The organism is Limnospira platensis NIES-39 (genome assembly GCF_026000695.1).
Taxonomy (GTDB): domain Bacteria; phylum Cyanobacteriota; class Cyanobacteriia; order Cyanobacteriales; family Microcoleaceae; genus Limnospira; species Limnospira platensis.
The window spans coordinates 1,570,446-1,597,290 of record NZ_AP026945.1; the positions used below are offsets into that span (position 1 = coordinate 1,570,446).

General features: G+C 48.5%; 25 protein-coding genes. 9 read left to right on the forward strand and 16 right to left on the reverse strand.

All coding sequences use genetic code 11. The features are described 5' to 3' along the window. Nucleotides 1–3: 3 nt before the first annotated feature. Nucleotides 4–786 carry a Fe-S cluster assembly ATPase SufC gene (gene sufC, locus N39L_RS07860; protein WP_006617210.1) on the reverse strand — a complete coding sequence of 261 codons (783 nt, stop codon included), beginning with the start codon at nt 784–786 and terminating at the stop codon, nt 4–6. 130 nt (nt 787–916) lie between these two features. Next, a complete protein-coding gene (sufB, locus tag N39L_RS07865) occupies nt 917–2,353 on the reverse strand; it encodes a Fe-S cluster assembly protein SufB (protein ID WP_006617211.1) in 1,437 nt (478 codons plus the stop codon). A 198-nt stretch (nt 2,354–2,551) separates the two neighbouring features. On the opposite strand from sufB, the gene sufR reads away from it, so the two are divergent. Continuing rightward, entirely contained in the window at nt 2,552–3,211 is a 660-nt protein-coding gene (gene sufR / locus N39L_RS07870) for an iron-sulfur cluster biosynthesis transcriptional regulator SufR (RefSeq protein WP_014274850.1), read from the forward strand. A 45-nt stretch (nt 3,212–3,256) separates the two neighbouring features. Beyond that, a complete protein-coding gene (locus N39L_RS07875) occupies nt 3,257–3,634 on the forward strand; it encodes an NDH complex assembly factor CRR9 (RefSeq protein WP_006617213.1) in 378 nt (125 codons plus the stop codon). Between the two features lie 21 nt (nt 3,635–3,655). Here N39L_RS07875 and ruvB read toward each other — a convergent pair whose 3' ends face one another. Continuing rightward, nucleotides 3,656–4,765 carry a Holliday junction branch migration DNA helicase RuvB gene (gene ruvB, locus N39L_RS07880; protein WP_006617214.1) on the reverse strand — a complete coding sequence of 370 codons (1,110 nt, stop codon included), beginning with the start codon at nt 4,763–4,765 and terminating at the stop codon, nt 3,656–3,658. 39 nt (nt 4,766–4,804) lie between these two features. On the opposite strand from ruvB, the gene N39L_RS07885 reads away from it, so the two are divergent. Continuing rightward, nucleotides 4,805–5,338, forward strand: coding sequence for a sll1618 family protein (locus N39L_RS07885; protein WP_006617215.1), 534 nt, complete (start codon nt 4,805–4,807; stop codon nt 5,336–5,338). Between the two features lie 1,770 nt (nt 5,339–7,108). After that, nucleotides 7,109–7,312: a hypothetical protein gene (locus N39L_RS07890; protein ID WP_158307546.1), complete on the forward strand. Its 204-nt coding sequence runs from the start codon at nt 7,109–7,111 to the stop codon at nt 7,310–7,312. Nucleotides 7,313–7,504: 192 nt separating this feature from the next. Here the strand turns inward: N39L_RS07890 and N39L_RS07895 are convergent, their stop codons facing one another. The 8 genes from N39L_RS07895 to N39L_RS07930 form a co-directional block, all read right to left on the reverse strand. After that, on the reverse strand, nt 7,505–8,506 hold the full coding sequence (locus tag N39L_RS07895) for an ROK family protein (protein ID WP_006616489.1): 1,002 nt from the start codon (nt 8,504–8,506) through the stop codon (nt 7,505–7,507). Between the two features lie 208 nt (nt 8,507–8,714). Beyond that, nucleotides 8,715–10,064, reverse strand: a complete 1,350-nt coding sequence (locus N39L_RS07900) for a hypothetical protein (RefSeq protein WP_014274856.1) — start codon at nt 10,062–10,064, stop codon at nt 8,715–8,717. Then, a complete protein-coding gene (locus N39L_RS07905; RefSeq protein WP_014274857.1) occupies nt 10,045–10,440 on the reverse strand; it encodes a hypothetical protein in 396 nt (131 codons plus the stop codon). The genes N39L_RS07900 and N39L_RS07905 overlap by 20 nt, the downstream gene beginning before the upstream one ends. Further along, nucleotides 10,412–14,749: a CHAT domain-containing protein gene (locus N39L_RS07910; RefSeq protein ID WP_014274858.1), complete on the reverse strand. Its 4,338-nt coding sequence runs from the start codon at nt 14,747–14,749 to the stop codon at nt 10,412–10,414. Before N39L_RS07910 ends, N39L_RS07905 begins: the two co-directional genes overlap by 29 nt. 516 nt (nt 14,750–15,265) lie before the next feature. Further along, nucleotides 15,266–15,706, reverse strand: a complete 441-nt coding sequence (locus N39L_RS07915) for a type II toxin-antitoxin system VapC family toxin (RefSeq protein ID WP_006616055.1) — start codon at nt 15,704–15,706, stop codon at nt 15,266–15,268. After that, nucleotides 15,706–15,954: a hypothetical protein gene (locus N39L_RS07920; RefSeq protein WP_006616054.1), complete on the reverse strand. Its 249-nt coding sequence runs from the start codon at nt 15,952–15,954 to the stop codon at nt 15,706–15,708. The genes N39L_RS07915 and N39L_RS07920 overlap by 1 nt, the downstream gene beginning before the upstream one ends. 66 nt (nt 15,955–16,020) lie before the next feature. Next, the gene (locus N39L_RS07925; RefSeq protein ID WP_434221614.1) at nt 16,021–17,361 is read right to left on the reverse strand and encodes a hypothetical protein; all 1,341 of its coding nucleotides are present in this window, start codon (nt 17,359–17,361) and stop codon (nt 16,021–16,023) included. Next, entirely contained in the window at nt 17,316–17,600 is a 285-nt protein-coding gene (locus N39L_RS07930; protein WP_434221615.1) for a hypothetical protein, read from the reverse strand. The genes N39L_RS07925 and N39L_RS07930 overlap by 46 nt, the downstream gene beginning before the upstream one ends. A gap of 287 nt (nt 17,601–17,887) precedes the next feature. Here N39L_RS07930 and N39L_RS07935 point away from each other — a divergent pair, with 287 nt between their 5' ends. From N39L_RS07935 to N39L_RS07950, 4 genes are all read left to right on the forward strand, one after another. Next, nucleotides 17,888–18,082 (forward strand): hypothetical protein, encoded by a 195-nt coding sequence (locus N39L_RS07935; RefSeq protein WP_434221616.1) that lies wholly within the window; start codon nt 17,888–17,890, stop codon nt 18,080–18,082. A 435-nt stretch (nt 18,083–18,517) separates the two neighbouring features. Then, nucleotides 18,518–18,712, forward strand: a complete 195-nt coding sequence (locus N39L_RS07940; protein ID WP_434221616.1) for a hypothetical protein — start codon at nt 18,518–18,520, stop codon at nt 18,710–18,712. Between the two features lie 127 nt (nt 18,713–18,839). Beyond that, nucleotides 18,840–18,992, forward strand: a complete 153-nt coding sequence (locus N39L_RS07945; protein WP_162097027.1) for a hypothetical protein — start codon at nt 18,840–18,842, stop codon at nt 18,990–18,992. 307 nt (nt 18,993–19,299) lie between these two features. Beyond that, complete coding sequence (locus tag N39L_RS07950) at nt 19,300–20,610, forward strand: homoserine dehydrogenase (RefSeq protein WP_006616172.1); 1,311 nt, start codon at nt 19,300–19,302, stop codon at nt 20,608–20,610. Between the two features lie 26 nt (nt 20,611–20,636). Here N39L_RS07950 and N39L_RS07955 read toward each other — a convergent pair whose 3' ends face one another. The 4 genes from N39L_RS07955 to N39L_RS07970 all read right to left on the reverse strand — a co-directional run bounded on the left by N39L_RS07955 (nt 20,637) and on the right by N39L_RS07970 (nt 24,532). Next, complete coding sequence (locus N39L_RS07955; protein ID WP_014274861.1) at nt 20,637–22,379, reverse strand: trypsin-like peptidase domain-containing protein; 1,743 nt, start codon at nt 22,377–22,379, stop codon at nt 20,637–20,639. A gap of 61 nt (nt 22,380–22,440) precedes the next feature. Further along, the gene (locus N39L_RS07960; RefSeq protein WP_006615906.1) at nt 22,441–22,752 is read right to left on the reverse strand and encodes a DUF3181 family protein; all 312 of its coding nucleotides are present in this window, start codon (nt 22,750–22,752) and stop codon (nt 22,441–22,443) included. A 487-nt stretch (nt 22,753–23,239) separates the two neighbouring features. After that, nucleotides 23,240–23,497, reverse strand: coding sequence for a 2TM domain-containing protein (locus N39L_RS07965; RefSeq protein WP_006615721.1), 258 nt, complete (start codon nt 23,495–23,497; stop codon nt 23,240–23,242). A gap of 147 nt (nt 23,498–23,644) precedes the next feature. Then, nucleotides 23,645–24,532, reverse strand: coding sequence for a YihY/virulence factor BrkB family protein (locus N39L_RS07970; protein ID WP_006616458.1), 888 nt, complete (start codon nt 24,530–24,532; stop codon nt 23,645–23,647). A 98-nt stretch (nt 24,533–24,630) separates the two neighbouring features. Here N39L_RS07970 and N39L_RS07975 point away from each other — a divergent pair, with 98 nt between their 5' ends. Continuing rightward, nucleotides 24,631–25,779: a HetZ-related protein 2 gene (locus N39L_RS07975; RefSeq protein ID WP_014274864.1), complete on the forward strand. Its 1,149-nt coding sequence runs from the start codon at nt 24,631–24,633 to the stop codon at nt 25,777–25,779. Here N39L_RS07975 and N39L_RS07980 read toward each other — a convergent pair. Then, entirely contained in the window at nt 25,776–26,807 is a 1,032-nt protein-coding gene (locus N39L_RS07980) for a DUF2891 domain-containing protein (RefSeq protein WP_014274865.1), read from the reverse strand. The two genes, N39L_RS07975 and N39L_RS07980, sit on opposite strands and share 4 nt — an antisense overlap. Between the last annotated feature and the right edge of the window lie 38 nt (nt 26,808–26,845).

Consider the following 26,845-nt stretch of genomic DNA (forward strand, 5'->3'; position numbering starts at 1 on the left):
TAACTACACCCCCACTGTCGCTGCTTCAATTATATCATCATAGCCCTGTTCTTCCAACTCTAGCGCCAATTCCTTAGCACCAGTTTTAATAATTCTGCCATCCGCCATGACATGAACATAATCAGGAACAATGTAATCCAATAAGCGCTGATAGTGAGTAATCACCAGCATGGCATTTTCAGCATTAGCCAATTGATTCACACCATTAGCGACAATTTTCAGCGCATCAATATCTAAGCCGGAATCAGTCTCATCTAAAATTGCTAATTTCGGTTCTAATAAAGCCATCTGCAAGATTTCATTGCGTTTCTTCTCACCACCGGAAAAGCCCTGATTAACGCTACGTTCCAGAAACTCTGGACGCATTTTAACTACTTCTAATTTCTCCTGGATTAAATCCTCAAAATCAAACACATCCAACTCGTCTAAGCCCCGATGTTTCCGTTGAGAATTGTAAGCCACTCGCAGGAAATCCAGATTACTAACCCCAGGGATTTCTATGGGATATTGGAAAGCCAAAAATATCCCGATTAAGGCACGTTCATCAGCTTCTAATTCCAGGAGATTTTGTCCTAAAAATGTGACTTCGCCTCCGGTGACTTCATAAGCCGGATGTCCCGCCAAGATTTTAGAAAAGGTACTTTTTCCCGACCCATTTTGACCCATAATGGCGTGAATTTCCCCGGCTTTAACTTCCAGGTTCAAGCCTTTTAAAATAGGATTACCATCAATGGTAGCGGTTAAATTCTTAACCGACAAAATCACTGGACTGTTTTCTTGAATCATTCTTAACCTCTCAATGTGCGTGTTTGATTTGTGTTAGTGGATGAACTCACCTCATTATGGGGTTTCCGTTGACCTGAGTTATTGACAACTTCCCATCAAAGGTAAACCCCAGACAACGGAAATAGATAGTTTAACCGACAGCGCCTTCTAGTTTGAGACTCAGCAGTTTATCGGCTTCGGCGGCAAACTCCATGGGTAATTTATTAAACACATCTTTACAGAAGCCGCTGATAATCATAGACACAGCATCTTCTTCGGCAATTCCCCGTTGAGTAAAGTAAAACAATTGGTCTTCCCCAATTTTAGAAGTCGAGGCTTCATGTTCAACTTTGGCGGTATTATTTTCGACTTGAATATACGGGAAAGTATTAGCCTGTCCACAGTCGCCAATTAACATAGAGTCGCACTGGGAATAATTCCGCGCCCCGATAGCTTTCGGACCCATTTTGACTAAGCCACGATAGCTATTAGCAGACCGACCCGCCGAAATACCCTTAGAAATAATAGTGCTGCGGGTATTTTTGCCAATATGAACCATTTTAGTTCCTGTATCAGCCTGTTGACAGTTATTGGTGAGGGCGACGGAGTAAAATTCCCCGACGGAATTATCACCGACCAACACACAACTAGGATATTTCCAAGTAATGGCTGACCCGGTTTCTACCTGAGTCCAGGAAATCTTAGAATTTACGCCTTTGCAAAGTCCCCGTTTGGTGACAAAGTTATAAATTCCGCCTTTTCCATCTTCATCCCCAGCAAACCAATTTTGCACGGTAGAATATTCGATGGTGGCATTATCCAAAGCCACTAATTCGACGACGGCGGCGTGTAATTGGTTGGTGTCGAACATGGGGGCGGTACAGCCTTCTAAATAGGTGACAGAACTGCCAGATTCTGCTACAATTAAGGTGCGCTCGAACTGCCCAGATTCACCGTTATTAATGCGGAAATAGGTAGACAAGTCCATCGGACATTTAACGCCTTTGGGAATGTACACGAATGAACCATCACTAAACACGGCTGAGTTGAGGGCGGCGAAGTAGTTATCACCGACAGGAACTACACTGCCTAAATATTTCTCAATCAGTTCTGGGTGGCTTTCTACGGCTTCGGAAATTGAGCAGAAAATTACGCCTTCTTCGGCGAGTTTTTCTTTAAAAGTGGTGGCAATTGAGACACTATCAAAGACGGCATCTACTGCGACATTAGCCAGCCGTTTCTGTTCGGATAGGGGAATCCCTAATTTTTCAAAGGTTTCTATTAAGGTGGGGTCTACTTCTTCTAAACTGCCTTTTTTCTTCTCAACTTTGGGGGCGGAATAGTAGATAATATTTTGATAGTCAATGGGGGGGTAGTGAACATGGGGCCAGGTGGGTTCAGCCATTTTCTGCCACTGCTGATAGGCTCGGAGACGGAAATTTAACATAAATTCCGGCTCATTTTTTTTGGATGATATCAGCCGCACCACATCTTCACTCAGCCCCTTGGGGATGGTGTCGGACTCAATATCAGTGACAAAGCCGTATTTATAAGGCTGGTTGACTAGGGTTTTGACTGAAGCACTCATATATTTTGTGTTCTCTTGTGTTCGTTTGGTTTACGGTCTGATGTCCCGGTCAATCGCCTGGACAAACTCCCACGGGATGGCAGATCCCAAGTCCCACTTCCGGGGACTTAAACAACCTATTTGTTATTTAAGTCTATTTTAGGTTACATTAGCAACAACTGTATTGTCAAAGTCAAAATTTTTTGAATTTTTATGAACATGATGACCACGACCCAACAGCATTCGACTAAGCAGGACATCCTCCAATATCTTCTGAAACGTCATCAGGCTAGGGCTCAGGAACTAGCGGAGGCTCTGGATATCAGTCCCCAAGCCACCCGCCGCCACCTCAAGGATCTGCAGGGGGAGGGGTTGATCAATTATGAGTCTGTACAGATAGGGATGGGACGGCCGCAACATATCTATCGGCTAACGAGCCAGGGACGCGATCGCTTTCCCAATAGTTATGATCAATTTGCAATTTCTTTCCTGGATACTTTGGCTGAAACTGTGGGACCAGAACAGGTTAGCCAGATTTTACACAAACAGTGGCAAAGAAAAGCGATCGAGTATCGCCAACGGGTGGGGACTGGTCCGGTAGGCGATCGCGTGGCTAAATTGGCGGAAATTCGCCAAGCGGAAGGTTATATGGCTGAGTGGTACGCCGTAGAAACCCAAGGGGAGGCCGCCACGGGTGAGCAACGCTATATTTTAACAGAACATAACTGCGCGATTTCTAGCGTGGCTGAGTCTTTTCCCAGTGTCTGCGGCCATGAGTTAGAGATGTTTGCGGCTGTACTATATGATTGTACTGTAGAACGGACTCATTGGCTAGTTAATGGTGAGCATCGTTGTGGTTATCTAATTATTAGTCATTAACGGGATGGCGTTGCCACTTTGTCCAAATAGTATAATTATCTAATTATGATGCAGACAGATCGAGAATTTTTAACCCCAGAAGAAGCGGTTAAGGTAGATGCGGCTTTGTTGTCATCTAAGGAGAAGTTTGCCACCCGTTTGGCGATTTATGCGCTGCGCTGTTTAAGGGAAATTTCCCAGCAACAAGAATGTGCGATCGCCTCGATAACTCCGGACCAAATTACCCAGTGGATTGAGCAGGATACGAACCTCCATGATAAACTAGAAATAGATGGCAGTTTTACCAGCTTTTTTAGTCGGTTGGTTATGTCCTCGATGAAACCCCTCAATCGCATCTCGGAGGAGTTGCAAATACCGGTGGCTAACTTAACAGTTGACCAGGTAGTGGCGGGGTTCGAGAAAGACAGTCAAGTTAAGCGATAAGCCCTAGTTAGGGTGATGTAACTAACTAAATAAAGAAAGCTGTTTTTCTGGTGGTTGATAACCTAAATGTTGCCAAGCCTTGGGGGTGGCGATTCTACCGCGATGGGTACGTTGTAAAAAACCAATTTGCATAAGGTAGGGTTCTTGGACTTCTTCGAGGGTTTGGGCATCTTCGCCGCTGGCTGCTGCTAGGGTTTCTAAGCCGACGGGTCCCCCCTGAAAGTTCTCGATAATGATGCGGAGTAAATGCTGATCTGTCCAATCTAAACCGAGGGGATCTACATTAAATAATTCTAAGGCGATCGCGGCAATTTCTCCAGTAATAGCCCCGGATGCTTTGACTTCCAAATAATCCCTTACCCGTCTTAATAAACGATTAGCAATGCGGGGAGTTCCTCGGGAACGTCGGGCAATTTCTAGGGCTCCTTCGGGAGTAATGGGAGTGGTTAATAGTTTAGCTGTACGGTTGACAATTTGGGCGAGTTCGTCCACTTCATAAAAACGCAAACGTTGGATTAAGCCAAAGCGATCGCGCAAGGGAGAAGTTAAAGCACCGATTCTGGTAGTTGCGCCGACAATAGTAAACTTATTCAGGGGAATGCTGCGCGTCCTAGCACTACGTCCCTGACCAATAGTGATATCTAAACGAGAGTCTTCCATAGCGGGATAAAGGATTTCTTCCGCCATTTTAGAGAGGCGGTGAATCTCATCAATAAACAAAATTTCTCCGGGTTTTTGATTAACCAAAAGTCCGGCAATATCCCTGGGTTTTTCCAAGGAAGGCGCAGTGGTAATTTGGCACTTTACGCCCATTTCTGTCGCCAAAATTAACGCCATGGTAGTTTTACCGAGTCCGGGAGGTCCATAAAGTAACAAATGATCGAGGGGTTCTTGGCGAGACTTAGCAGCGGCGATCGCAATTTCCAGGACTTGTTTAAGATCTCGTTGACCAATATAGTCGGCTAGTTGTTGGGGTCTAATTTTTTCTTCGGGTTTGGGATGGTTTTTTTCCTCGGAGGTGGGTGATGGTATCAGTAGGGACTCGTCGTCTGGTGGCTTGACCTGATAGGTAGATGAAGGTTCACGGGCAGGTTGATTTGGGCGGGAATTGTGAGAAGATATAATTGCCATAGTTATGCAATACCCCAAAACATTTCAATTAGTTTGATCATGATCTATTCTGTCTCAATCCCGGAAAATATTACCTTTGAAGATGCGATCGCCATTACCCAATCTCTGATTGATCAATCCCAAGCCGGAAGCATCTCGGACTCAGATTTGGCGGCGGCTATATCGCAACTGGTCGAGTCGGAAAATGGGGCGAGGGGATTTTTTGTTACCTACCTAACGGATACTCGCCCTATCCCTGAACAAATGACACCAGAGACCCAAAAAGCGTTAGAATCTTCTCCTGAGATAGTCTCGGAGTTATTGGTGAAAAATTTGGCGATGTCCGCCGCCATGGTAGTCTATCATCATCGCCACCAAAATGAGGACATGGCGGCGAGTTCGGACTTAGTGCGATCGCGCTGTATTGAGTTAATTCAAGCCCTGAATTTACCACCTGTCAAATCTTTACTACAACAGCTTCTGGAAACTTCCCAAAGGGGAGAGGGACCCTATCAAGACTTTTTGGAGAGATGGGGATATGATACCGACCAACGAGAAGCGATCGCCGCTTCTGTACATTTAGCGATCGCATAACCTTGTTGGGTGGGTGAAATGCAATGTCACCCAACATTTCACCCGGCTTTGTTGGGTTGCGCTTCGCTTCACCCAACCTACGAACCCAGCATAATTTGTAGGTTGGGTGAAATGCAATGGAACCCAACATTTGACCGAATTTGTTGGGTTGCGCTTCGCTTCACCCAACCTACGAACCCAGCATAATTTGTAGGTTGGGTGAAATGCAATGGAACCCAACATTTGACCGAATTTGTTGGGTTGCGCTTCGCTTCACCCAACCTACGAACCACGAACCCAGAGCGATCGCATAACCTTGTTGGGTGGACCCAATGCAATGTCACCACACATTTCACCCGGCTTTGTTGGGTTGCGCTTCGCTTCACCCAACCTACGAACCCAGCATAATTTGTAGGTTGGGTGAAATGCAATGGAACCCAACATTTGACCGAATTTGTTGGGTTGCGCTTCGCTTCACCCAACCTACGAACCCAGCATAATTTGTAGGTTGGGTGAAATGCAATGGAACCCAACATTTGACCGAATTTGTTGGGTTGCGCTTCGCTTCACCCAACCTACGAACCACGAACCCAGAGCGATCGCATAACCTTGTTGGGTGGACCCAATGCAATGTCACCACACATTTCACCCGGCTTTGTTGGGTTGCGCTTCGCTTCACCCAACCTACGAACCCAGCATAATTTGTAGGTTGGGTGAAATGCAATGGAACCCAACATTTGACCGAATTTGTTGGGTTGCGCTTCGCTTCACCCAACCTACGAACCCAGCATAATTTGTAGGTTGGGTGAAATGCAATGGAACCCAACATTTGACCGAATTTGTTGGGTTGCGCTTCGCTTCACCCAACCTACGAACTACGAACCCAGAGCGATCGCATAACCTTGTTGGGTGGACCCAATGCAATGTCACCACACATTTCACCCGGCTTTGTTGGGTTGCGCTTCGCTTCACCCAACCTACGAACCACGAACCCAGAGCGATCGCATAACCTTGTTGGGTGGAGCGAATGTAATGTCACCCAACATTTGACCGAATTTGTTGGGTGTCGCTTCGCTTTACCCAACCTACGAACCCAGCATAATTTGTAGGTTGGGTGAAATGCAATGGAACCCAACATTTGACCGAATTTGTTGGGTGTCGCTTCGCTTTACCCAACCTACGAACCCAGCATAATTTGTAGGTTGGGTGAAATGCAATGGAACCCAACATTTGACCGAATTTGTTGGGTGTCGCTTCGCTTCACCCAACCTACGAACCCAGCATAATTTGTAGGTTGGGTGAAATGCAATGGAACCCAACATTTGACCGAATTTGTTGGGTGTCGCTTCGCTTCACCCAACCTACGAACCACGAACCCAGAGCGATCGCATAACCTTGTTGGGTGGAGCGAATGTAATGTCACCCAACATTTGACCGAATTTGTTGGGTTGCGCTTCGCTTCACCCAACCTACGAACCCAGCATAATTTGTAGGTTGGGTGAAATGCAATGGAACCCAACATTTGACCGAATTTGTTGGGTGTCGCTTCGCTTCACCCAACCTACGAACCACGAACCCAGAGCGATCGCATAACCTTGTTGGGTGGACCCAATGCAATGTCACCACACATTTCACCCGGCTTTGTTGGGTTGCGCTTCGCTTCACCCAACCTACGAACCCAGCATAATTTGTAGGTTGGGTGAAATGCAATGGAACCCAACATTTGACCGAATTTGTTGGGTTGCGCTTCGCTTCACCCAACCTACGAACCCAGCATAATTTGTAGGTTGGGTGAAATGCAATGGAACCCAACATTTGACCGAATTTGTTGGGTTGCGCTTCGCTTCACCCAACCTACGAACTACGAACCCAGAGCGATCGCATAACCTTGTTGGGTGGACCCAATGCAATGTCACCACACATTTCACCCGGCTTTGTTGGGTGTCGCTTCGCTTTACCCAACCTACGAACTACGAACCCAGAGCGATCGCATAACCTTGTTGGGTGGACCCAATGCAATGTCACCACACATTTCACCCGGCTTTGTTGGGTTGCGCTTCGCTTCACCCAACCTACGAACCACGAGCCCAGAGCGATCGCATAACCTTGTTGGGTGGACCCAATGCAATGTCACCACACATTTCACCCGGCTTTGTTGGGTTGCGCTTCGCTTCACCCAACCTACGACTAGTTCCCTGTTACACTGACATATTGAGCCGCACCGTAAGCAGCACTGTCTAGGAGCGTATCAATAGACCATTCCACCCTTGTCTGGGTGAGATGGGGGAAACTATGGTCAATTCCCTGACGAATGCAGGCGATCGCATCCTGTTTAAATCGTTGATAGGCCCCATCGGATGCCGTTTTTTCCCTTTCTTGCGCTCCCCCAGAAATCACAATCAGGTCACAGCCTACCGTATTGACCACATTACGAGCCGCTATACCCAGGCTGGTAAAATACTCTTGCCAAATAGCGACAACATCCGACAGAGGCTCATCCATTTGACCCAAGCCACGCAGGGTTTTCGCCACCTCCATGGGATCTCCTTGTAACGCTTCCGGCACATTCCCCTTGGCCTGTCGGTGTTTAACCATATTTCTCAGACCCAATAAAGACGCTCTCGTTTCCGCACATCCCCTCGCACCACATCCGCAGAGGTCGGCATTTTCCGAGCTATCAATACAAATATGACCGAATTCTGCGGAAACTGCCGGAGCCGACCAGATTTTCCCGTTGATAATCAAAGCGCCACCTAATCCGGTTCCGGTAATAAACTGAGCCATCACAGAAGAAGCCTTATTTTGAGCCTCGCGGATCCTGTATTCCCGGTAAGCGGCCGCGTCTCCATCATTGAGGAGGAGAGCGGGTAACTGGAGAGTATCGGAGAGTTTTTGGGCAATATTCACCCCTTGCCAAGAGCGATCGATATTGGTGGGATAAACACACATTCCCGAAGCATCAATAGGAGCGGGACAACAAGCACCGATCGCTTTTAAATCCTGGAATTGTAGATCATTGGCTTCGAGTAGCTCACTGGTGGCGGTTTTAATCACATTTACGGTAGCGTCGGGACCCTCAGAGGCGCTGCTGGGACGATCTAACCTTTCTCCGATGATCCCTTTTTCTGGATCAAATAATCCCAGTTTCACGGTACTAGCACCAATGTCAATCCCCAAGTAAACGCTCATGATTCTTTCCTAACATCCAACTCCTTTGGATTATAAACTTTGTGGGTTGGCTGAAATGCAATGTCACCCAACATTTGACCTGAATTTGTTGGGTGGCGCTTCCCTTTACCCAAGTTTGTAGGTTGGGTGAAATGCAATGTAACCCAACATTTGACGGAAAAACCGGGTTTCTTGACCCGTTTCTTGACCCGCCACCGAGAAACCCCGTTCACTTATCCTTTGGTCGTCCCTTTTTAATCAATTTCTCGGCGACCCACCACGCACCCCATGAACAAAATATGCTCCCCAACAATGCAATAATAAACGGGTGGGGAGGTAGCCAAAAGCGATCGCTATCAGGAAGCTGCCAAGGTTCAGTCATTAACCCGGAAGTTGAAGCGACGATCGCACCCGCCGCAATTCCCACACCCACGGCTTGGATATGGTTTTGTAAGTCCTGGTTATCCTTTTGTTGCTGTTTGTAATATTTCGCTTCGGCTTCTTGGCGTTGGCGATCGCATTTCGCTTGTTCCAGTTCAGTGGTGGCACGAATGCTGTTAATCAAATCGCTGAATAGGACTTGACCCGGTTCGAGATAGTCGATATAGGTTTTGATTTGCTGGAGACGCAGGGGAGCCGTTTTCGTGGCAAAATCTGACCAGTAGGAAAGGCGATCGTCTGCTTTTTCATCCCGGATATGGGACAGAGAAATCTGAAAGTTTTGCCCATTCACCTCAATTGTGGTATAATGTGCCTTGATGTCGCGCAATTTACAGTTATAGTCCAGTAGCCTTTGGGGAATTGTTTGTAACAGTTGATCGAGCTTGTTTAGGCGTTCCTCCGGTGTCGGCAACAAGAAAACCTGGTTAAACTCCTGCACCTGTGCTTCTAGCTCACTGTAGAGGTGTCTAGCGCCTTGATAACCCGCTTTCGCCAGTTTCCCAACCACCACACTTTTCTGATAAGTCCAGAATAAATTCCGCAGATTATAGTAGTTATCTTGGGCGCGGTCTAAGTCTATAGTATCGGGTTTAGCCAAGGAAATTAAAATCGTCAGCGAGTCAGCCGCGAAGATAAACAGCGGGCAATTAAACAGCCTATCTTCCGTGATATATTCAGCCTGTGGACACAAGTTTTTTGCCCACTCTTTGGCGCTGCTCAATTCCAGTTGATTCAAATCCTCACTTTCCCCACTCAACCATAGCACCTTGCCCAGACTTGCCCTCACATCGATTAACGCTTGGGGTTGAAATATCCCCGCATTTTCTGGGGAAAAATCAGCCTCTTCATCCTCCACAGACAGGTTTAAATCCGCACTATAGGTGTCGTTCATCTTAAACGTGCTGAGGTTTCCCCCTAGGGAGATATCATCAATTTTAATCACTGCAAAATCGAGGTTATGTTCTGGGTTCGCCTCCGTGGGTTCCGTGAACTTTGTTAGTTGAGGAAACGGGATTTTTGCCGACAATCCTCGCAAGCTCTCCCACAACAAACCCGCATCTGGGCTGTGGGTATCCGGTGCATCATCTAAGGATTGGCAGAGGTGGAAAGCAGCGAGACTAAGATTGAGGTTTTTCACGGTTTGGCGCTGGAGAAGGGTCGGAATTCTCTAGGTTGGTGGGTTTTTTAACCGCTTGGTCAATCAGTTCAGCTAAAGATTTATCGTTTCCCGGGGGTTTGGTTCCCGGAAAACTCATTTCATTGTTGCTGAGGCTGGAAGTGCGTTTGGAGGTTGCGCGTTTAGCCCTGTATTCGTTGTATAAACTCTCCCTCTCTTTCAGCCAAGATTCAATCGCTTGGGCATTTTTTTCGTCATCCTCACCGAGTTGCTGCTGTAATGCGAGTAAACTTTCCCGGTGGTTAGCAATCCAGTTATGGGGATTTTCTTCCAGGAGGGCGGTAGAGGCGGCGATTTTTTTGGCATCACTAGCCGTTGTCTTGTTCTCCTTGTCCAACAATACAGAATGCAGCCCAGTGGTATGGGGATTGATAGGGGCGAGAATTTGTCCCCTCCTCTTCATTCTGGCCCATCTGTGCAAAATCATATTTTAGTTCTTCGCGCCACTCCTCAGAAAATAGGGGGCATTGTTGTCGCCATTGCTCAAAGCCGCTGACGGTGGTTTCTCGGAGCCACTTTTGAGCCCCTTGCAGGGATTGGGCGAGTTGACCCGGTTGTTGTTGCAGCAGTTCGTAGGTTCTAATCAGCAGCAGGGCGGTAGAAACCTCATTGACGGACCAGAGGCTAACCAGGACGCTAGGGCTACCCGCCAGGATAAAGCCACTGGAGAGGCTGATATATTCGTCGGTTGTGTCTAGGGCGACTTGTCCGGTTTCGCAGGCGGAAAGGGTGACCAGGCTGCAATTGTTGAGGTTCAGGTTGGCGATGATGTTTTCGAGGGTGAGAACGCCATCGGCAAGTTGTAAGCCAGAGTCTAGGGGGGAGTTAGGGTTAAAGGAGGCGTGACAGGAGAAGAACAGGTGATGGATTTGGCTGAGGAGTTCCTGGCGTTGTTTGTCCAGGAGTTTGGCGGTAGTGGCATTTTTCCCCGCGAGGGTGTTCCGGTCAGGGAAGAGGGTGCGGATGATTTCGATTTGTACATCAGCCCAGTCCAGGTCTTTGGTAGGGTTTTGGATGGCGAAGAGGCGGTTAAAGTGGGGGCGTGAGCGATTTTGGGCTTGTTGCAGCAGTTGGCAGTTGGGGGCGTAGGTGACTCCTTTGGGGAACAGGTCTTGTAGGAATTTGCCCTCACCCTCTCCTGTGGCAACGGGTAAGGCATGAAGGGGGAACAGGTGCAGGTAACGGTGAGGGATGAGGATGAGTTTTTTACAGTTGGGGAAGTTGTTAAACAGGTTCGCCAGGATTTCATCGAGATGCAGGATTGGGGCGAGGGTTTCTAGGCGTTCCGCAAGGGGATTTTGCCAGATGTCTTGAGCTTCTTTGAGCAGACGTTCTGCTTGTTGTTGTTCAGGTTCTGTTTGGGCTGCTTGTAAGGCTTCTATCGCTTTTTGTAGGGATTCTTTGGCCTGATAGTAGGCGTTTAAATAGTTGTTTCGCCAGTCGCCTAATTGTTCTAAGTCTTCCTCGGAAGATGTCCAGAGGTTGAGACTTTCGGCGGTGAGGGTGAAGGTGAGGAATTTACCGGGCAGGATGTACCATTCCAAAATGGCGGTTTCTTCATCCAGTAACTCTTGCATCGCCTCGAAATGCAGGGGTTTGTAGGGTTCGAGTTCCTGCTTTTCTTGCCGCAATAGGTTGAGGCGGCTATAGTCTGGGTTCTCCTCATCTTGCAGGCGGCGGTCTTCGTGGTTAATAGCGATTTTGAGGGATTGCAACTGTTGGCGGATGTTCTCGGGAATCACGCCCCCCGGATATGCATCACGGGTAGCCATGAGTTCGACCAAGTTACGGGCTTTACTACGGTCTACATATTCAATAGCATCCTGGTATCGACCCAACTCTAGGCACACTTCCACCATACCGCGATAAACTCGGTTCCATTCTTCATTAAAGTTGCGTTTATAGCCCTGACTATCGGCTCCAGTTTCCCCCCGCAGATATTCCACCCGTTCCAGGGCTTCTTGAAAGCTACGGTAGGCATTTCCTAGGGCTTGTTGTTTCTGGGTGGAACTGTTTCCAGCTAGGCGAGATTGAGCTTGGTAGGCAAAACCCAAGTTATTCAAAGTCCTTGCTAAGTCGCGGGCTAACCCCAACCGCCGACTAATTTCTGCTGCTTCATCCAAGGCGGCGATCGCACTTTCGAGATGGGCTGCCGGGTTGATGCCCATTTCAGCTTGGGTGCTGCGGGCGTTTCCGAGGTTAGTCAGGGTAGCGGAGAGGTCTTTGTCTAACCCCAACCGCCGCCGAATCTCTGCGGCTTCATCGTAGGCGGCGATCGCACTTTCGAGATGGGCTGCCGGGTTGATGCCCATTTCAGCTTGGGTGCTGCGGGCATTTCCGAGGTTAGTCAGGGTAGCGGAGAGGTCTTTGTCTAACCCCAACCGCCGCCGAATCTCTGCGGCTTCATCGTAGGCGGCGATCGCACTTTCGAGATGGGCTGCCGGGTTGATGCCCATTTCAGCTTGGGTGAGGCGGGCATTTCCGAGGTTATTCAGGGTAGAGGAGAGGTCTTTGTCTAACCCCAACCGCCGCCGAATCTCTGCGGCTTCATCGTAGGCGGCGATCGCACTTTCGAGATGGGCTGCCGGGTTGATGCCCATTTCAGCTTGGGTGAGGCGGGCATTTCCGAGGTTATTCAGGGTAGAGGAGAGGTCTTTGTCTAACCCCAACCGCCGCCGAATCTCTGCGGCTTCGTCGTAGGCGGCGATCGCACTTTCGAGATGGGCTGCCGGGTTGATGCCCATTTCAGCTTGGGTGAGGCGGGCAACTCCGAGGTTATTCAGGGTAGAGGAGAGGTCTTTGTCTAACCCCAACCGCCGCCGAATCCCTGCGGCTTCGTCGTAGGCGGCGATCGCACTTTCGAGATGGGCGGCGGGGTTGATGCCCATTTCAGCTTGGGTGCTGCGGGCAACTCCGAGGTTATTCAGGGTAGAGGAGAGGTCTTTGTCTAACCCCAACCGCCGCCGAATCCCTGCGGCTTCATCGTAGGCAGTAATTGCACTTTCGAGATGGGCTGCCGGGTTGATGCCCATTTCAGCTTGGGTGAGGCGGGCAACTCCGAGGTTAGTCAGGGTAGAGGAGAGGTCTTTGTCTAACTCCAACCGCCGCATAATCTCTGCGGCTTCATCGTAGGCGGCGATCGCACTTTCGAGATGGGCTGCCGGGTTGATGCCCATTTCAGCTTGGGTGAGGCGGGCAGAACCGAGGTTATTCAGGGTTCTGGAGAGGTCTTTGTCTAACCCCAACCGCCGACTAATCCCTGCGGCTTCATCGTAGGCGGCGATCGCACTTTCGAGATGGGCGGCGGGGTTGATGCCCATTTCAGCTTGGGTGAGGCGGGCAGAACCGAGGTTATTCAGGGTTCTGGAGAGGTCTTTGTCTAACCCCAACCGCCGACTAATCCCTGCGGCTTCATCGTAGGCGGCGATCGCACTTTCGAGATGGGCTGCCGGGTTGATGCCCATTTCAGCTTGGGTGCGGCGGGCATTTCCGAGGTTAGTCAGGGTAGAGGAGAGGTCTTTGTCTAACTCCAACCGCCGCCGAATCTCTGCCGCTTCATCGTAGGCGGCGATCGCACTTTCGAGATGGGCTGCCGGGTTGATGCCCATTTCAGCTTGGGTGCGGCGGGCAACTCCGAGGCTATTCAGGGTAGAGGAGAGGTCTTTGTCTAACCCCAACCGCCGCCGAATCTCTGCGGCTTCATCGTAGGCGGCGATCGCACTTTCGAGATGGGCTGCCGGGTTGATGCCCATTTCAGCTTGGGTGCGGCGGGCAACTCCGAGGTTATTCAGGGTAGAGGAGAGGTCTTTGTCTAACCCCAACCCCCGCCGAATCTTTGCCGCTTCATCGTAGGCGGCGATCGCACTTTCGAGATGGGCTGCCGGGTTGATGCCCATTTCAGCTTGGGTGCGGCGGGCAACTCCGAGGTTAGTCAGGGTAGAGGAGAGGTCTTTGTCTAACCCCAACCGCCGCATAATCCCTGCGGCTTCATCGTAGGCAGTAATTGCCCTTTCGAGATGGGCTGCCGGGTTGATGCCCATCTCGGCTTGGGTGAGGCGGGCAACTCCGAGGTTATTCAGGGTTTGCGCCCGTCCTTCGGGACTATAGATTCCTAGATCTAACACCACCCCATAGCCGCGAATCGCAATCTCTAACGCTTCCGCATACCGACCATAGGGGAATTGTTGAATACTGATGCAGGTATTTTCAACTAAGCCTGCCACCCCTTCAGCTTGGCCGGGATTCTGAGCCAGAACTCCTTGCACAAACTGGGCAATCACATCCCCTAGGTTCGGAACAATCAACCCCATATTTTGCCGCATCACCTGATGCACCGCCGCTGTATCGCCTTCGTTTTCTGCTTGCAGCAGTTGCAGCCAAAAATCTTCCAATGCCGCTTGCTGATTTCCGCCAGTCCCCTCACTCGCCAAATACGCCCCCACCTGTTGCCCCACATTCCGCAAGAACCCTGCATTATTCTCCTGTCCCGCTTCCTGCAACTGTGCCGCCACCAACTCGCACACCTGCACAAACCCCTCATCCAGCAACTCCAGATGACCGTTAAGGATTTGCTGTTCCTCCCCTCCCGGACAGTCCAGGAGTTCTTGAATCAGGGAGAGATAAGCCTGCACTCGTTGTTCATCCATAGCGGCGCACCAGGAGACAGCCCCCCCATTTTACCCCCTTGCCTACCCTCAGAAACCGGGTTAATTTCTTAAATTTTTATTAAGGAATCGCTATCCTGCCATAAACTGGGTTTTTTTGCCCCGACCTGCTGCTATTTGAGGGATTTTACCTGCAAAATTCCGCTACATTCCCGTTAAAATAGATGGCATCCAACCCATGGAATTACCCCCTGATGGCACTGACCGGAATCACCCCAGAGGGAACCGCAACTATTCCCCCATAAATTATGGAATGGCTGCCATGAAAACCAGGCGATCGCATTAATATCGCCATTGACCCGCTATGGCAAAGTCTATTTATAACCCGCCCCCAAAGCGGCTAAAATTGATGTCGGAACCGGCTCGGGCTGTCTCTCTTACCCAGACAGAAAACCGGTTTCTTTAGCATCAATGAAAGAAGCGATCGCTCAAGGTGCGATCGCCTAATTTGTATACCTGAATTTGTGGGGTGTCGCTTGGCTTTACCCAACCTACGACTCACGCCTCCAACTCACTGACTAACAAAATCTTTAACTCCGCTATGGGCTTTAGTTGAGCATCATTAGTCAAAAATGCCTGACAGCCAGCATTTAATGCCGTTGCAATCTGAAAAGCATCTGGTAGTTGCAGATTGTACCGGACTCTAACCCTTGCCGCCTCACGAGCGATCGTTAGGTTATTCTCCAGAAACAGCACATCATCCCGTGTGAAAATAGCCACATAGGCTTGTTCTAAATTTGTTAAGCCCATCTGTAACGCACCCACTAAACACTCGGCAACCGTCACCGATCCCACTACTGGTGTAATCTCAGACTCTAATCGCTCAAATATTGGATCGACCCGATCAACAAAGCTAGGATTCCTTTCTACAAAGTAAATGACCGGAGCTGTATCTAAAAATAACCGAGATACTCCTGCTAGTGCTGCATCAATTTTCATTATTCGCCTCGCAATACCTGGCTCCGATGCTCATCTGCTTCTCTGCGGGTGCGTGAAACCCAATCTTGAGCATCTTCTCCCATCATTGGATAAGGAGCCATCCCTTTTAAATCAGCCCATCGAGGCTTTGCTGTGACGACCTCCTCGGACTTTTTAAGCCCCTGTGCAATCTGCCTAATCAACTCTAACCGATCTTCCGGGCTTAGTTGATCGACTTGCTGCAATAGTTGTTGTAGTAAAGGACTCATAAACCCAACCCCCGCCAATTTTCCGGCATCGCTGGCTCTAGTCTACCACTTTCGACTCCTGACTCCTTAGCTATAAGTTGGTTGGACCGAATGCAATGCAACCCAACATCTTACCCGGATTTGTTGGGTGTCGCTTGGCTTTACCCAACCTACGAACTTGAGAAATGGGGAGCGATCGCCTAATTTGTATACCTGAATTTGTTGGGTGTCGCTTGGCTTTACCCAACCTACGAACTTGAGAAATGGGGAGCGATCGCCTAATTTGTATACCTGAATTTGTTGGGTGTCGCTTGGCTTTACCCAACCTACGAACTTGAGAAATGGGGAGCGATCGCCTAATTTGTATACCCGGATTTGTTGGGTGTCGCTTCGCTTTACCCAACCTACGAACTTGAGAAATGGGGAGCGATCGCCTATTTGTATACCTGAATTTGTTGGGTGTCGCTTCGCTTTACCCAACCTACGAACTTGAGAAATGGGGAGCGATCGCCTAATTTGTATACCTGAATTTGTTGGGTGTCGCTTGGCTTTACCCAACCTACGAACTTGAGAAATGGGGAGCGATCGCCTAATTTGTATACCCGGATTTGTTGGGTGTCGCTTCGCTTTACCCAACCTACGAACTTGAGAAATGGGGAGCGATCGCCTAATTTGTATACCTGAATTTGTTGGGTGTCGCTTCGCTTTACCCAACCTACGAACTTGAGAAATGGGGAGCGATCGCCTAATTTGTATACCTGAATTTGTTGGGTGTCGCTTCGCTTTACCCAACCTACGAACTACGAACTTGAGAAATGGGGAGCGATCGCCTATTTGTATACCTGAATTTGTTGGGTGTCGCTTGGCTTTACCCAACCTACGAACTACGAACTTGAGAAATGGGGAGCGATCGCCTAATTTGTATACCCGGATTTGTTGGGTGTCGCTTCGCTTTACCCAACCTACGAACTTGAGAAATGGGGAGCGATCGCCTAATTTGTATACCTGAATTTGTTGGGTGTCGCTTGGCTTTACCCAACCTACGAACTTGAGAAATGGGGAGCGATCGCCTAATTTGTATACCTGAATTTGTTGGGTGTCGCTTGGCTTTACCCAACCTACGAACTTGAGAAATGGGGAGCGATCGCCTAATTTGTATACCCGGATTTGTTGGGTGTCGCTTCGCTTTACCCAACCTACGAACTTGAGAAATGGGGAGCGATCGCCTAATTTGTATACCCGGATTTGTTGGGTGTCGCTTCGCTTTACCCAACCTACGAACTTGAGAAATGGGGTGCGATCGCCTAATTTGTATACCTGAATTTGTTGGGTGTCGCTTGGCTTTACCCAACCTACGAACTTGAGAAATGGGGAGCGATCGCCTATTTGTATACCTGAATTTGTTGGGTGTCGCTTCGCTTTACCCAACCTACGAACTTGAGAAATGGGGAGCGATCGCCTAATTTGTATACCTGAATTTGTTGGGTGTCGCTTCGCTTTACCCAACCTACGAACTTGAGAAATGGGGAGCGATCGCCTATTTGTATACCTGAATTTGTTGGGTGTCGCTTCGCTTTACCCAACCTACGAACTACGAACTTGAGAAATGGGGAGCGATCGCCTATTTGTATACCTGAATTTGTTGGGTGTCGCTTCGCTTTACCCAACCTACGAACTTGAGAAATGGGGAGCGATCGCCTATTTGTATACCTGAATTTGTTGGGTGTCGCTTCGCTTTACCCAACCTACGAACTTGAGAAATGGGGAGCGATCGCCTATTTGTATACCTGAATTTGTTGGGTGTCGCTTCGCTTTACCCAACCTACGAACTTGAGAAATGGGGAGCGATCGCCTATTTGTATACCTGAATTTGTTGGGTGTCGCTTCGCTTTACCCAACCTACGAACTTGAGAAATGGGGAGCGATCGCCTATTTGTATACCTGAATTTGTTGGGTGTCGCTTCGCTTTACCCAACCTACGAACTTGAGAAATGGGGAGCGATCGCCTATTTGTATACCTGAATTTGTTGGGTGTCGCTTGGCTTTACCCAACCTACGAACTACGAACTTGAGAAATGGGGAGCGATCGCCTATTTGTATACCTGAATTTGTTGGGTGTCGCTTCGCTTTACCCAACCTACGAACTTGAGAAATGGGGAGCGATCGCCTATTTGTATACCTGAATTTGTTGGGTGTCGCTTCGCTTTACCCAACCTACGAACTACGAACTTGAGAAATGGGGAGCGATCGCCTATTTGTATACCTGAATTTGTTGGGTGTCGCTTCGCTTTACCCAACCTACGAACTTGAGAAATGGGGAGCGATCGCCTATTTGTATACCTGAATTTGTTGGGTGTCGCTTCGCTTTACCCAACCTACGAACTTGAGAAATGGGGAGCGATCGCCTATTTGTATACCTGAATTTGTTGGGTGTCGCTTCGCTTTACCCAACCTACGAACTTGAGAAATGGGGAGCGATCGCCTATTTGTATACCTGAATTTGTTGGGTGTCGCTTCGCTTTACCCAACCTACGAACTTGAGAAATGGGGAGCGATCGCCTATTTGTATACCTGAATTTGTTGGGTGTCGCTTCGCTTTACCCAACCTACGAACTTGAGAAATGGGGAGCGATCGCCTATTTGTATACCTGAATTTGTTGGGTGTCGCTTGGCTTTACCCAACCTACGAACTACGAACTTGAGAAATGGGGAGCGATCGCCTATTTGTATACCTGAATTTGTTGGGTGTCGCTTCGCTTTACCCAACCTACGAACTTGAGAAATGGGGAGCGATCGCCTATTTGTATACCTGAATTTGTTGGGTGTCGCTTCGCTTTACCCAACCTACGAACTACGAACTTGAGAAATGGGGAGCGATCGCCTATTTGTATACCTGAATTTGTTGGGTGTCGCTTCGCTTTACCCAACCTACGAACTTGAGAAATGGGGAGCGATCGCCTATTTGTATACCTGAATTTGTTGGGTGTCGCTTCGCTTTACCCAACCTACGAACTACGAACTTGAGAAATGGGGAGCGATCGCCTAATTTGTATACCTGAATTTGTTGGGTGTCGCTTCGCTTTACCCAACCTACGACTACGACTAGAAACCCGGTTTCTTTACCCCCCCCAGGGAGAAACTGGGTTTCTTTACCCCTAGGTATTTCCCATTAGGTAGCCAATATGTGAAAGGTTGTTGATGTGGATTATTATAGTTTAAAATGGTGGCGATCGCCCTCACTAGATCTGACTGCGGCGTAGCCGGCGCGTGGCTTTGGGACTCCCATATAAAGAACCCGGCGGAAAGGCTCCGGTGTTATTTTGTGTCAAAATGGTTGATAGAAGTGTTGATGGATAGGTTGAAATCGTGGCTTTCAAAATTGGTTTATTGGGATTGGGAACCGTCGGTCAGGGAACTGCGGCAATTTTATTAGATCGCTCTGGTCGCCATCCCCTGCTGCAAGAAATAGAATTGGTGAGGGTGGGGGTACGATCGCTTTCCAAGTCCCGGACGATCGCATTACCAGAAAACCTATTAACCACAGATTTAGAAGCGATCGTCACCGATCGAGAAATAGATATTGTGGTAGAACTAATTGGGGGACTAGAGCCAGCGCGATCGCTCATCCTCAAGGCGATCGACCATGGTAAACATATTGTTACGGCTAATAAAGCGGTAATCTCCCGTTATGGGGCGGAAATCTTCTCAGCAGCAACCGAAAAAGGTGTTTATGTTCTCCTAGAAGCGGCTGTAGGTGGGGGGATACCAGTTATTCAACCTATGAAGAAATGCCTGGGGGCTAACCGGATTGATACGGTTATGGGTATTGTCAACGGTACAACTAACTACATCCTAACTAGAATGCAGGCAGAGGGGGCGAACTTTGACGAAGTGCTGCAACAAGCCCAAGAGCTAGGTTATGCGGAAGCAGACCCGACGGCTGATGTGGATGGGTTAGATGCAGCAGATAAAATCGCGATTTTGGCATCCCTAGCCTTTGGGGGAAGGATTAAACTGGAACAGGTATATTGTGAGGGCATTCGGGGAATTAGTGCTACGGATATTGACTATGCCGATCGCCTAGGTTTTACGATTAAACTATTAGCGATCGCCTCTCGTAGGGCTGAATCTGAGACCAACAATATATCGGTGCGAGTGCATCCTACCTTAGTGCCGCAACTGCACCCCCTAGCGAGTATTAACGGGGTTAATAATGCCATTTTCATCGAAGGGGAACCTATCGGACAAGTGATGTTTTTCGGACCGGGAGCGGGAGCGGGACCGACGGCCAGCGCGGTAGTTTCGGACATTCTCAATATTGCGGGAATTATCACCACCAGTAGCAGCGGAGTGGGGGGTGCGGGGTCTCCCCATCCTCTGATGACTTGTAGCCACCAGCATTACTGTGAACTCGCCCCCATGGAAGAATTAATCACCCGATTCTACGCCCGATTTATTACCCGCGACCTACCAGGAGTGATTGGAAAGCTGGGAACCTGTTTTGGTAACCATGAGGTGAGCATAGAGTCAATTGTGCAAATTGACACCCACGGTAAACAAGCCGAGATTGTAGTGGTTACCCATGATGTGCGAGAGGGTAATTTCCACGCCGCCCTAGAGGAGTTAAAACAACTGGATATAGTCGATCGCTTTCCCAGTTTGTTGAGAGTTTTATAGTAACAGGCCCCCCCCAAGGTGGGGGATTAGGGTCGCTTCCAGACTTTCACCTCACCATCCCAGTCCCCACTGAGAATCATGGTCTGATCCGAACTGATAGCAATGGCGGTTACATAGCCGGTGTGACCTTCTAGGTTGGCTTCTATGGTGCCGCTGGTAAGATTCCAGACTTTGACGGTTTTATCCCAACTCCCACTGATCAGAGTTTGGTTATTAGAAGCGATCGCCACTGACCAAACCCCGTCTCTATGTCCGCTGAGACGGCGGATCGGTTGTCCGTTGTCTAGTTTCCAGATGGTAATAGTCCCATCAGCACTACCAGAGGCGAGAATTTCTCCATTTGGACTGATAGCTAGAGATAAAACTGAGAGTTCGTGACCTTCTAGGGTCCGCTTTAGCGCTCCTGTTTCTAAGTTCCACAGGCGAATAGTACGATCGCGACTACCTGTGGCTAAGGTTTTACCATCGGGACTAATGGCGATCGCTCCGACGAGTTGGGAATGTCCCTCTAGGGTCTGTTTTAGGGAACCAGTTGGCAGATCCCATAATTTAACGCTACCGTCCCAGCCGCCACTGGCTAGGGTTTTGCCGTCGGAACTAATGGCGATCGCTAATATGGGGCTATGATGTCCGGTCATGGTTTGTACAGGAGAAAAGCTACCTGCTTGTAAACCCGCCGCCAGATCCCAAATTCTAATGTTCCCATCTTCTCCGGCGGTGATTAGTTGCTGACCATTAGGAGTGACTAACACCCTGGTAGCTTCCCTGTTATGGGCACGAAAGGACTGTCTTAATCCCCCTGTGGCTAAATTCCAGATGTCAACTGTGCCATTGCTATTGCCACTAATTCCCAGGGAGTCTGTGGTGGCGATCGCCATTATTTGTCCTGATGTTTGTTTAAACCGGGATGCCATGGCAAATCCTCCCTCAGCAGCCGATGGCGCGCCATTCGCACCCCCTGTAACCTGCAATTCCGGGGGGGATACTACTGTGGGTATATCCTCTCTAGCGACCTGCTGAGGCGGTGTGGGGATAGATGGCAATGTTGCTGTTTTCCGCCACTGCCAAAATCGATTAATTTCAATAGCTGCGGCGGCAATGGTATCGGGGTTTAGCCCAAATTGAACAATACCATTAATGCCAATCAGATTACCGCGAGAGTCTAAAACGGGACCGCCACTCATACCACTGCGGACTAGATTGGTATACACTAGGCTATAACCCTGTTGGCGATTTTGGCGGTGGGTAACTTGTCCTTGGCTACTGAAAAAAAGCCTTTGTCCTAAACTACTACCCGATCGCGGCCATCCTGCTACATGGACGGTATCTCCCACATTGACGCTATCAGGGTTCGCCATGGTTGCGATCTGATAGCGTTGGGAGCTACTGAAGGGGGCGATCGCTAAGTCTAGTCCGGGTATCCGTTGAATTAGGCTATAGTAGACTGAGTGACGACGACCGTCTGGGGTGATGATTTCATAGTCCCCAATTTGGTTGACTACGTGCCAGTTAGTTAGCACATAGTAGGTGTTATCCTGTTTTTCGACAATCACCCCAGAACCGCCTTTGGGACCTTCAATGCGGACGGTGATCTCGGCGGCGATCGCATTAACTTCTGTGGCTGTTAGTTCATTAGTATTAGCACTACTTACGGTGATTGCCTCTGTGGCGATCGCCCACCCTAGCCAGGGAACACCTAAGCCTAGAATACCTAAACTTGAGGCAGTCAGACTAATTAATAATAATTGCCAATTTCTAATCTTAGTCATCTGACACACCTATATATAGCAGAGCAGGTGCGTCAGTTGGTCGGACGCACCTAGTCGCCATTTACATATCTTTTTTAAACTCTTCCAAAACCTTCATTAAATCGGCAATTACCTGGTTAGGAATTAGATCCGCCAGGGAAAGGGTTGTTTTACCACCCCCCAACTTAACAGGGGTATCTTTCAGAATGTTAATGACTATTTCTTCGTCTAAGTCGGCGCCATCTTCTAATATGGGATAGAGTTTTTCGGCAACGGGGGTGTGTAAATTGGCATCACCCAGGTATAAATTCCACTTGGTGATATCCATATAGACGTTTTCGCCAATTTCGGCGGCGAGTTTTTCGATCGCTTGGGTATTGCCAGAATTAGACATTTAGGAAACTCCGGTGATTTGCAAAAGGTGTTGGGTTCCGCTACGCTTCTCCCAACCTACTCTGTTGGGTTCCGCTACGCTTCTCCCAACCTACTTGGGTGTTGGGTTTCGCTACGCTTCACCCAACCTACTCTCCCAACCTACTTGGGTGTTGGGTTTCGCTACGCTTCACCCAACCTACTTGGGTGTTGGGTTTCGCTGCACTTCTCCCAACCTACTCTCCCAACCTGCTCTGTTGGGTTTCGCTGCGCTTCTCCCAACCTACTCTCCCAACCTGCTCTGTTGGGTTTCGCTGCGCTTCTCCCAACCTACTCTCCCAACCTGCTCTGTTGGGTTTCGCTGCGCTTCTCCCAACCTACTCTCTACTCTCCCAACCTACTTGGGTGTTGGGTTTCGCTGCGCTTCACCCAACCTACTCTCCCAAACTGCTCTGTTGGGTTTCGCTGCGCTTCTCCCAACCTACTCTCCCAACCTACTTGCTACTCTGTTAGTTTTTGGTGGCGCTGGTGGAGGTGTAGTTAGCAATGGCAAAAATATAGATCATGTGCGCTAATAATATTGACAGCCAACCACCTGTTACCCAAACAGCCCAAGACCATGAGGCTTGGGATAGGTTGTTGAAAAACCACAGTCCTGAGTTGCAGGCGGCGAAAATAGCTACATGGACGGCGAAATTCATGCGATCGTCTAGGCGACGGTAGTCGGGATCTTGGCGATCGGGTTCACGGGGCCAACGGGGAGGCATGGAGTTTACATCCTTAGCATTTGCATTTACCTATTGTAGAGGAAAATGGCTGTTTTGACATTTAATCATGGTACGCTCCCCCCCCCTCTGACTCTCGGAGAGGTCTGGGGAAAGGGGAAGAGGCGGTTTAATGGTTTTTGGGGACTGCTAGGGGCGGTAATTTTTGGTGATAACGGCGTTAGAACTGGGGCGAATTTGGTTCCCATATCTCCTTGACCATATTTTAGTAAGTTCTGCCCCTAATAGAAAAATTTGACAGGAATAGAATATCCACAACAGAAGGACGACGAAGGAACTGGCGGCACCGTAAGCGGAAGCCACAGTAGCGCGTCCTAAATAAAAGCTAATGAAGGTGCGACCGATAATAAATAAAATCGCGGTAATACCTGAACCTACGGCTACGTCTGACCAGGCAATTTTGACATCTGGTAAAATCCGATAAATTTGACCAAATAAGATGGTAATTAAAATAAAAGAAACGCCGTTATCAATGAGCGATCGCACAAATCCAGGCATTGATATAACCTCATCTAACCAATCACTCATCCCAGATAAAAATGAGCTAATTGCCAGGGAACTTAACAGCAATAAGCCGACAATTAAAACCATGATGATGGATAAAATTCGACTGCGGATAAATTCCCATATTCCTTGCCCGGGTCTGACTTCAACGTGCCAAATGATGTTGAGGGATTCTTTTAATTGAGCAAATATTGTGGTAGCGGCAAATAGGAGAGTCACCACACCAATGATGGTGGTGATTATGCTAGAACTAGGCTGAAATTGAGATTGGATAGCATTAGCAATAACTGAGGCTCCTTGTTCACCCATCAAAGTTTCTAGTTGGTCAATAACTTCTTTTTGGGCTACGGCTTCCCCGACAATGGAACCAGCTACAGCAATGACAATCATTAACAAAGGGGCTAGGGAAAATACCATATAATAGGCTAGGGCGGCAGCGAGAATAGGAACTTTGTCTTTTTGCCATTCGGTGATGGTTTCTTTAAACAGACTTTTGGCAGTAGCTAGATTCACGGCTAATATCCTATTATATGAATAAACAGAAACTACAATCCTATAGCATTAATTATCTGTCAATGGTAGCATAGGTGTTTGGTTGGCTTTGGTGAAAGTTGTTGAGATACTGTCAAACTTTGGAAAAGCATTGGCTTTCCCGCTTACAGAATGATTATCCTCAAGCTAGTCCTGATACTTGGTCAAGTGTCGTGGTTTGGCTGTTGGGAGAAAATCCCGATCGCTGGGATACTTTGGAACCCGATCGCCGTCAAGCCTTGGAAGCTGGGTTAAATTTTCGTTATCGGATTCTGAAAGAACGTTATTGGGGGGTTTCCTCAAATCAAGCCTATCGGAATTTGATGCAACGTCTGGGGGGTTTGGTTATCCTGCGCCAGAAAATTCAAACCTGGGTGGCTACGAGTCGCGATCGCCAACGTCAGGTGGTGGATGTCCTACAAGAGGTGATCCAAAATATGTTGGATCGCGATCACTATCTTAAACAGCAAATTCAGTGGATCGCTCAATGTACCGATGATCCGCGACTGCGTAATAGTTTGTTATTGACCACAGTTGAGGAATATTGTCTGCGTCCCATTCGCAATCAACCCCTACTGGTCTATCGGTTTGTTAACTATCTTTATCGGTCCCAACGAGGGGGACTGACTCAGGTCCCGACAGGAGAGTGGGTTAAACAGATCTCTGAGGAAATTGTGTTGGGAGATAAGGATGAACCGATCAGCCTATTGGATGATTCGGCGATCGCTCAATATCAGGAATCTCAGTATTTGGAGGAACAAAAAGCCCAGCGGGTATTCATCCAAAAACAGTTTCAAGCCTATCTGCAGGAAAATGTCGATCCGATCGCCGCCCAATGGCTAGAATTATACCTGCGCGGCTACAGTCAAGAGGCGATCGCCCAAAAGTTGCAGCTACCCATCAAACAGGTATATCGAATGCGGGAAAAGGTCGGTTATCATGCGACGCGCAACTTTGCTGTGAAAATCGCCCCAGAATTGGTTATGGACTGGCTGGGAATTTCCCTGGTTAACCATCGCCTCGGTCTGACTCCCTCTCAGTGGGAAAAGTTCTATCAGGATTTGACCCCCACTCAACGTCGGCTTATTGATCTCCTCAAAGCTAACAATTCTATTGATGCGATCGCCAAAACCCTCAATACCAAGGTTTCCCGGGTACACAGTGAATGGTCAAAAATTTACCTCGCCTCCCAGGTTATTCGCAATAATGACAACCCGCCATCAGCCTAAGTGTATCCTAATCCCCTTTGGGTTAATAAATAAACCGCAAAACTCCCCAACCAATGACTTCCGGCGTAATCACACAGAGAAACGGGTTCTAACCCTACTCGACGATGTACCGCCGCCACGGCTTGTAAACTGCTAATGCGTGGATCATCAGGGGGAAGTCCCGCGATAATTCCCTCTAACATCCAAGCGCGACTTAGGTTGAGACCATCAAAATGGGATTGTTGATAGTCGGTGGGGTTGCTGGGAATTACTGGAGATAACCAGTCTATTTCAGGGGTTTCTGGGATGTTTGGGAGAAATTCCCCCAGCCAATTAGCGAAGTTTTCGGCATCTAAAAAACGCCTCATTAAATCGGCTTCGGCTAAGGTCGGAGAGAGGAAATCACAGCCTAGGGGCTCTATATGTAAGGGATAGTTGCGATCGCCATGATAAAACATCTTAGCTCGTTCTTTGACTAAACCAGCCAGATCTTGATTATCGGTAGCTTTCGCCCAATCCCAAATTAAACCCATAGCAAAGGCGGTTTGAATATGGGTCCCACTGCGGTTAGGACAGGCTAAATCTAACAGCCATTGTCGCAGGTTATTAACTGCTACTTCTTCTAAGGGTTGCAGTATTTCCCCCCACTGTTTTCCTTGGCTATCATTCCAGCCCCGCAATTCGGCGGTTAATTGTAATAACCACCCTAAACCATAGGGACACTCAAACTCTGGTCTATCTTTCAGATAATCGGCTTCTTGGGCGATCGCTTCTGGGGTCAAGTTTTGGCTGACTTTTTCCCTGGCTTCTTCGCTCAATTCCACTTCCGGAAAACACCGCATCACCCGCACTAACAGCCAATGATTGTGAACCGCAGAATGCCAGTCTAAACAACCATAAAAGGCTGGGTTGAGTTGACGATGAGGTACTAAATCATTTTCCTCAGATAAACCATAGAAATGCACATGGGGATATTCCCTATGTATACATCCTAAAGCACATCTAACAAAAGGCAAGACTACTGTGGGATTTACCTGGTCAGTTTTCACAAATATTTATCGGGTTTTAGCAGTGAACATTCCGGGGT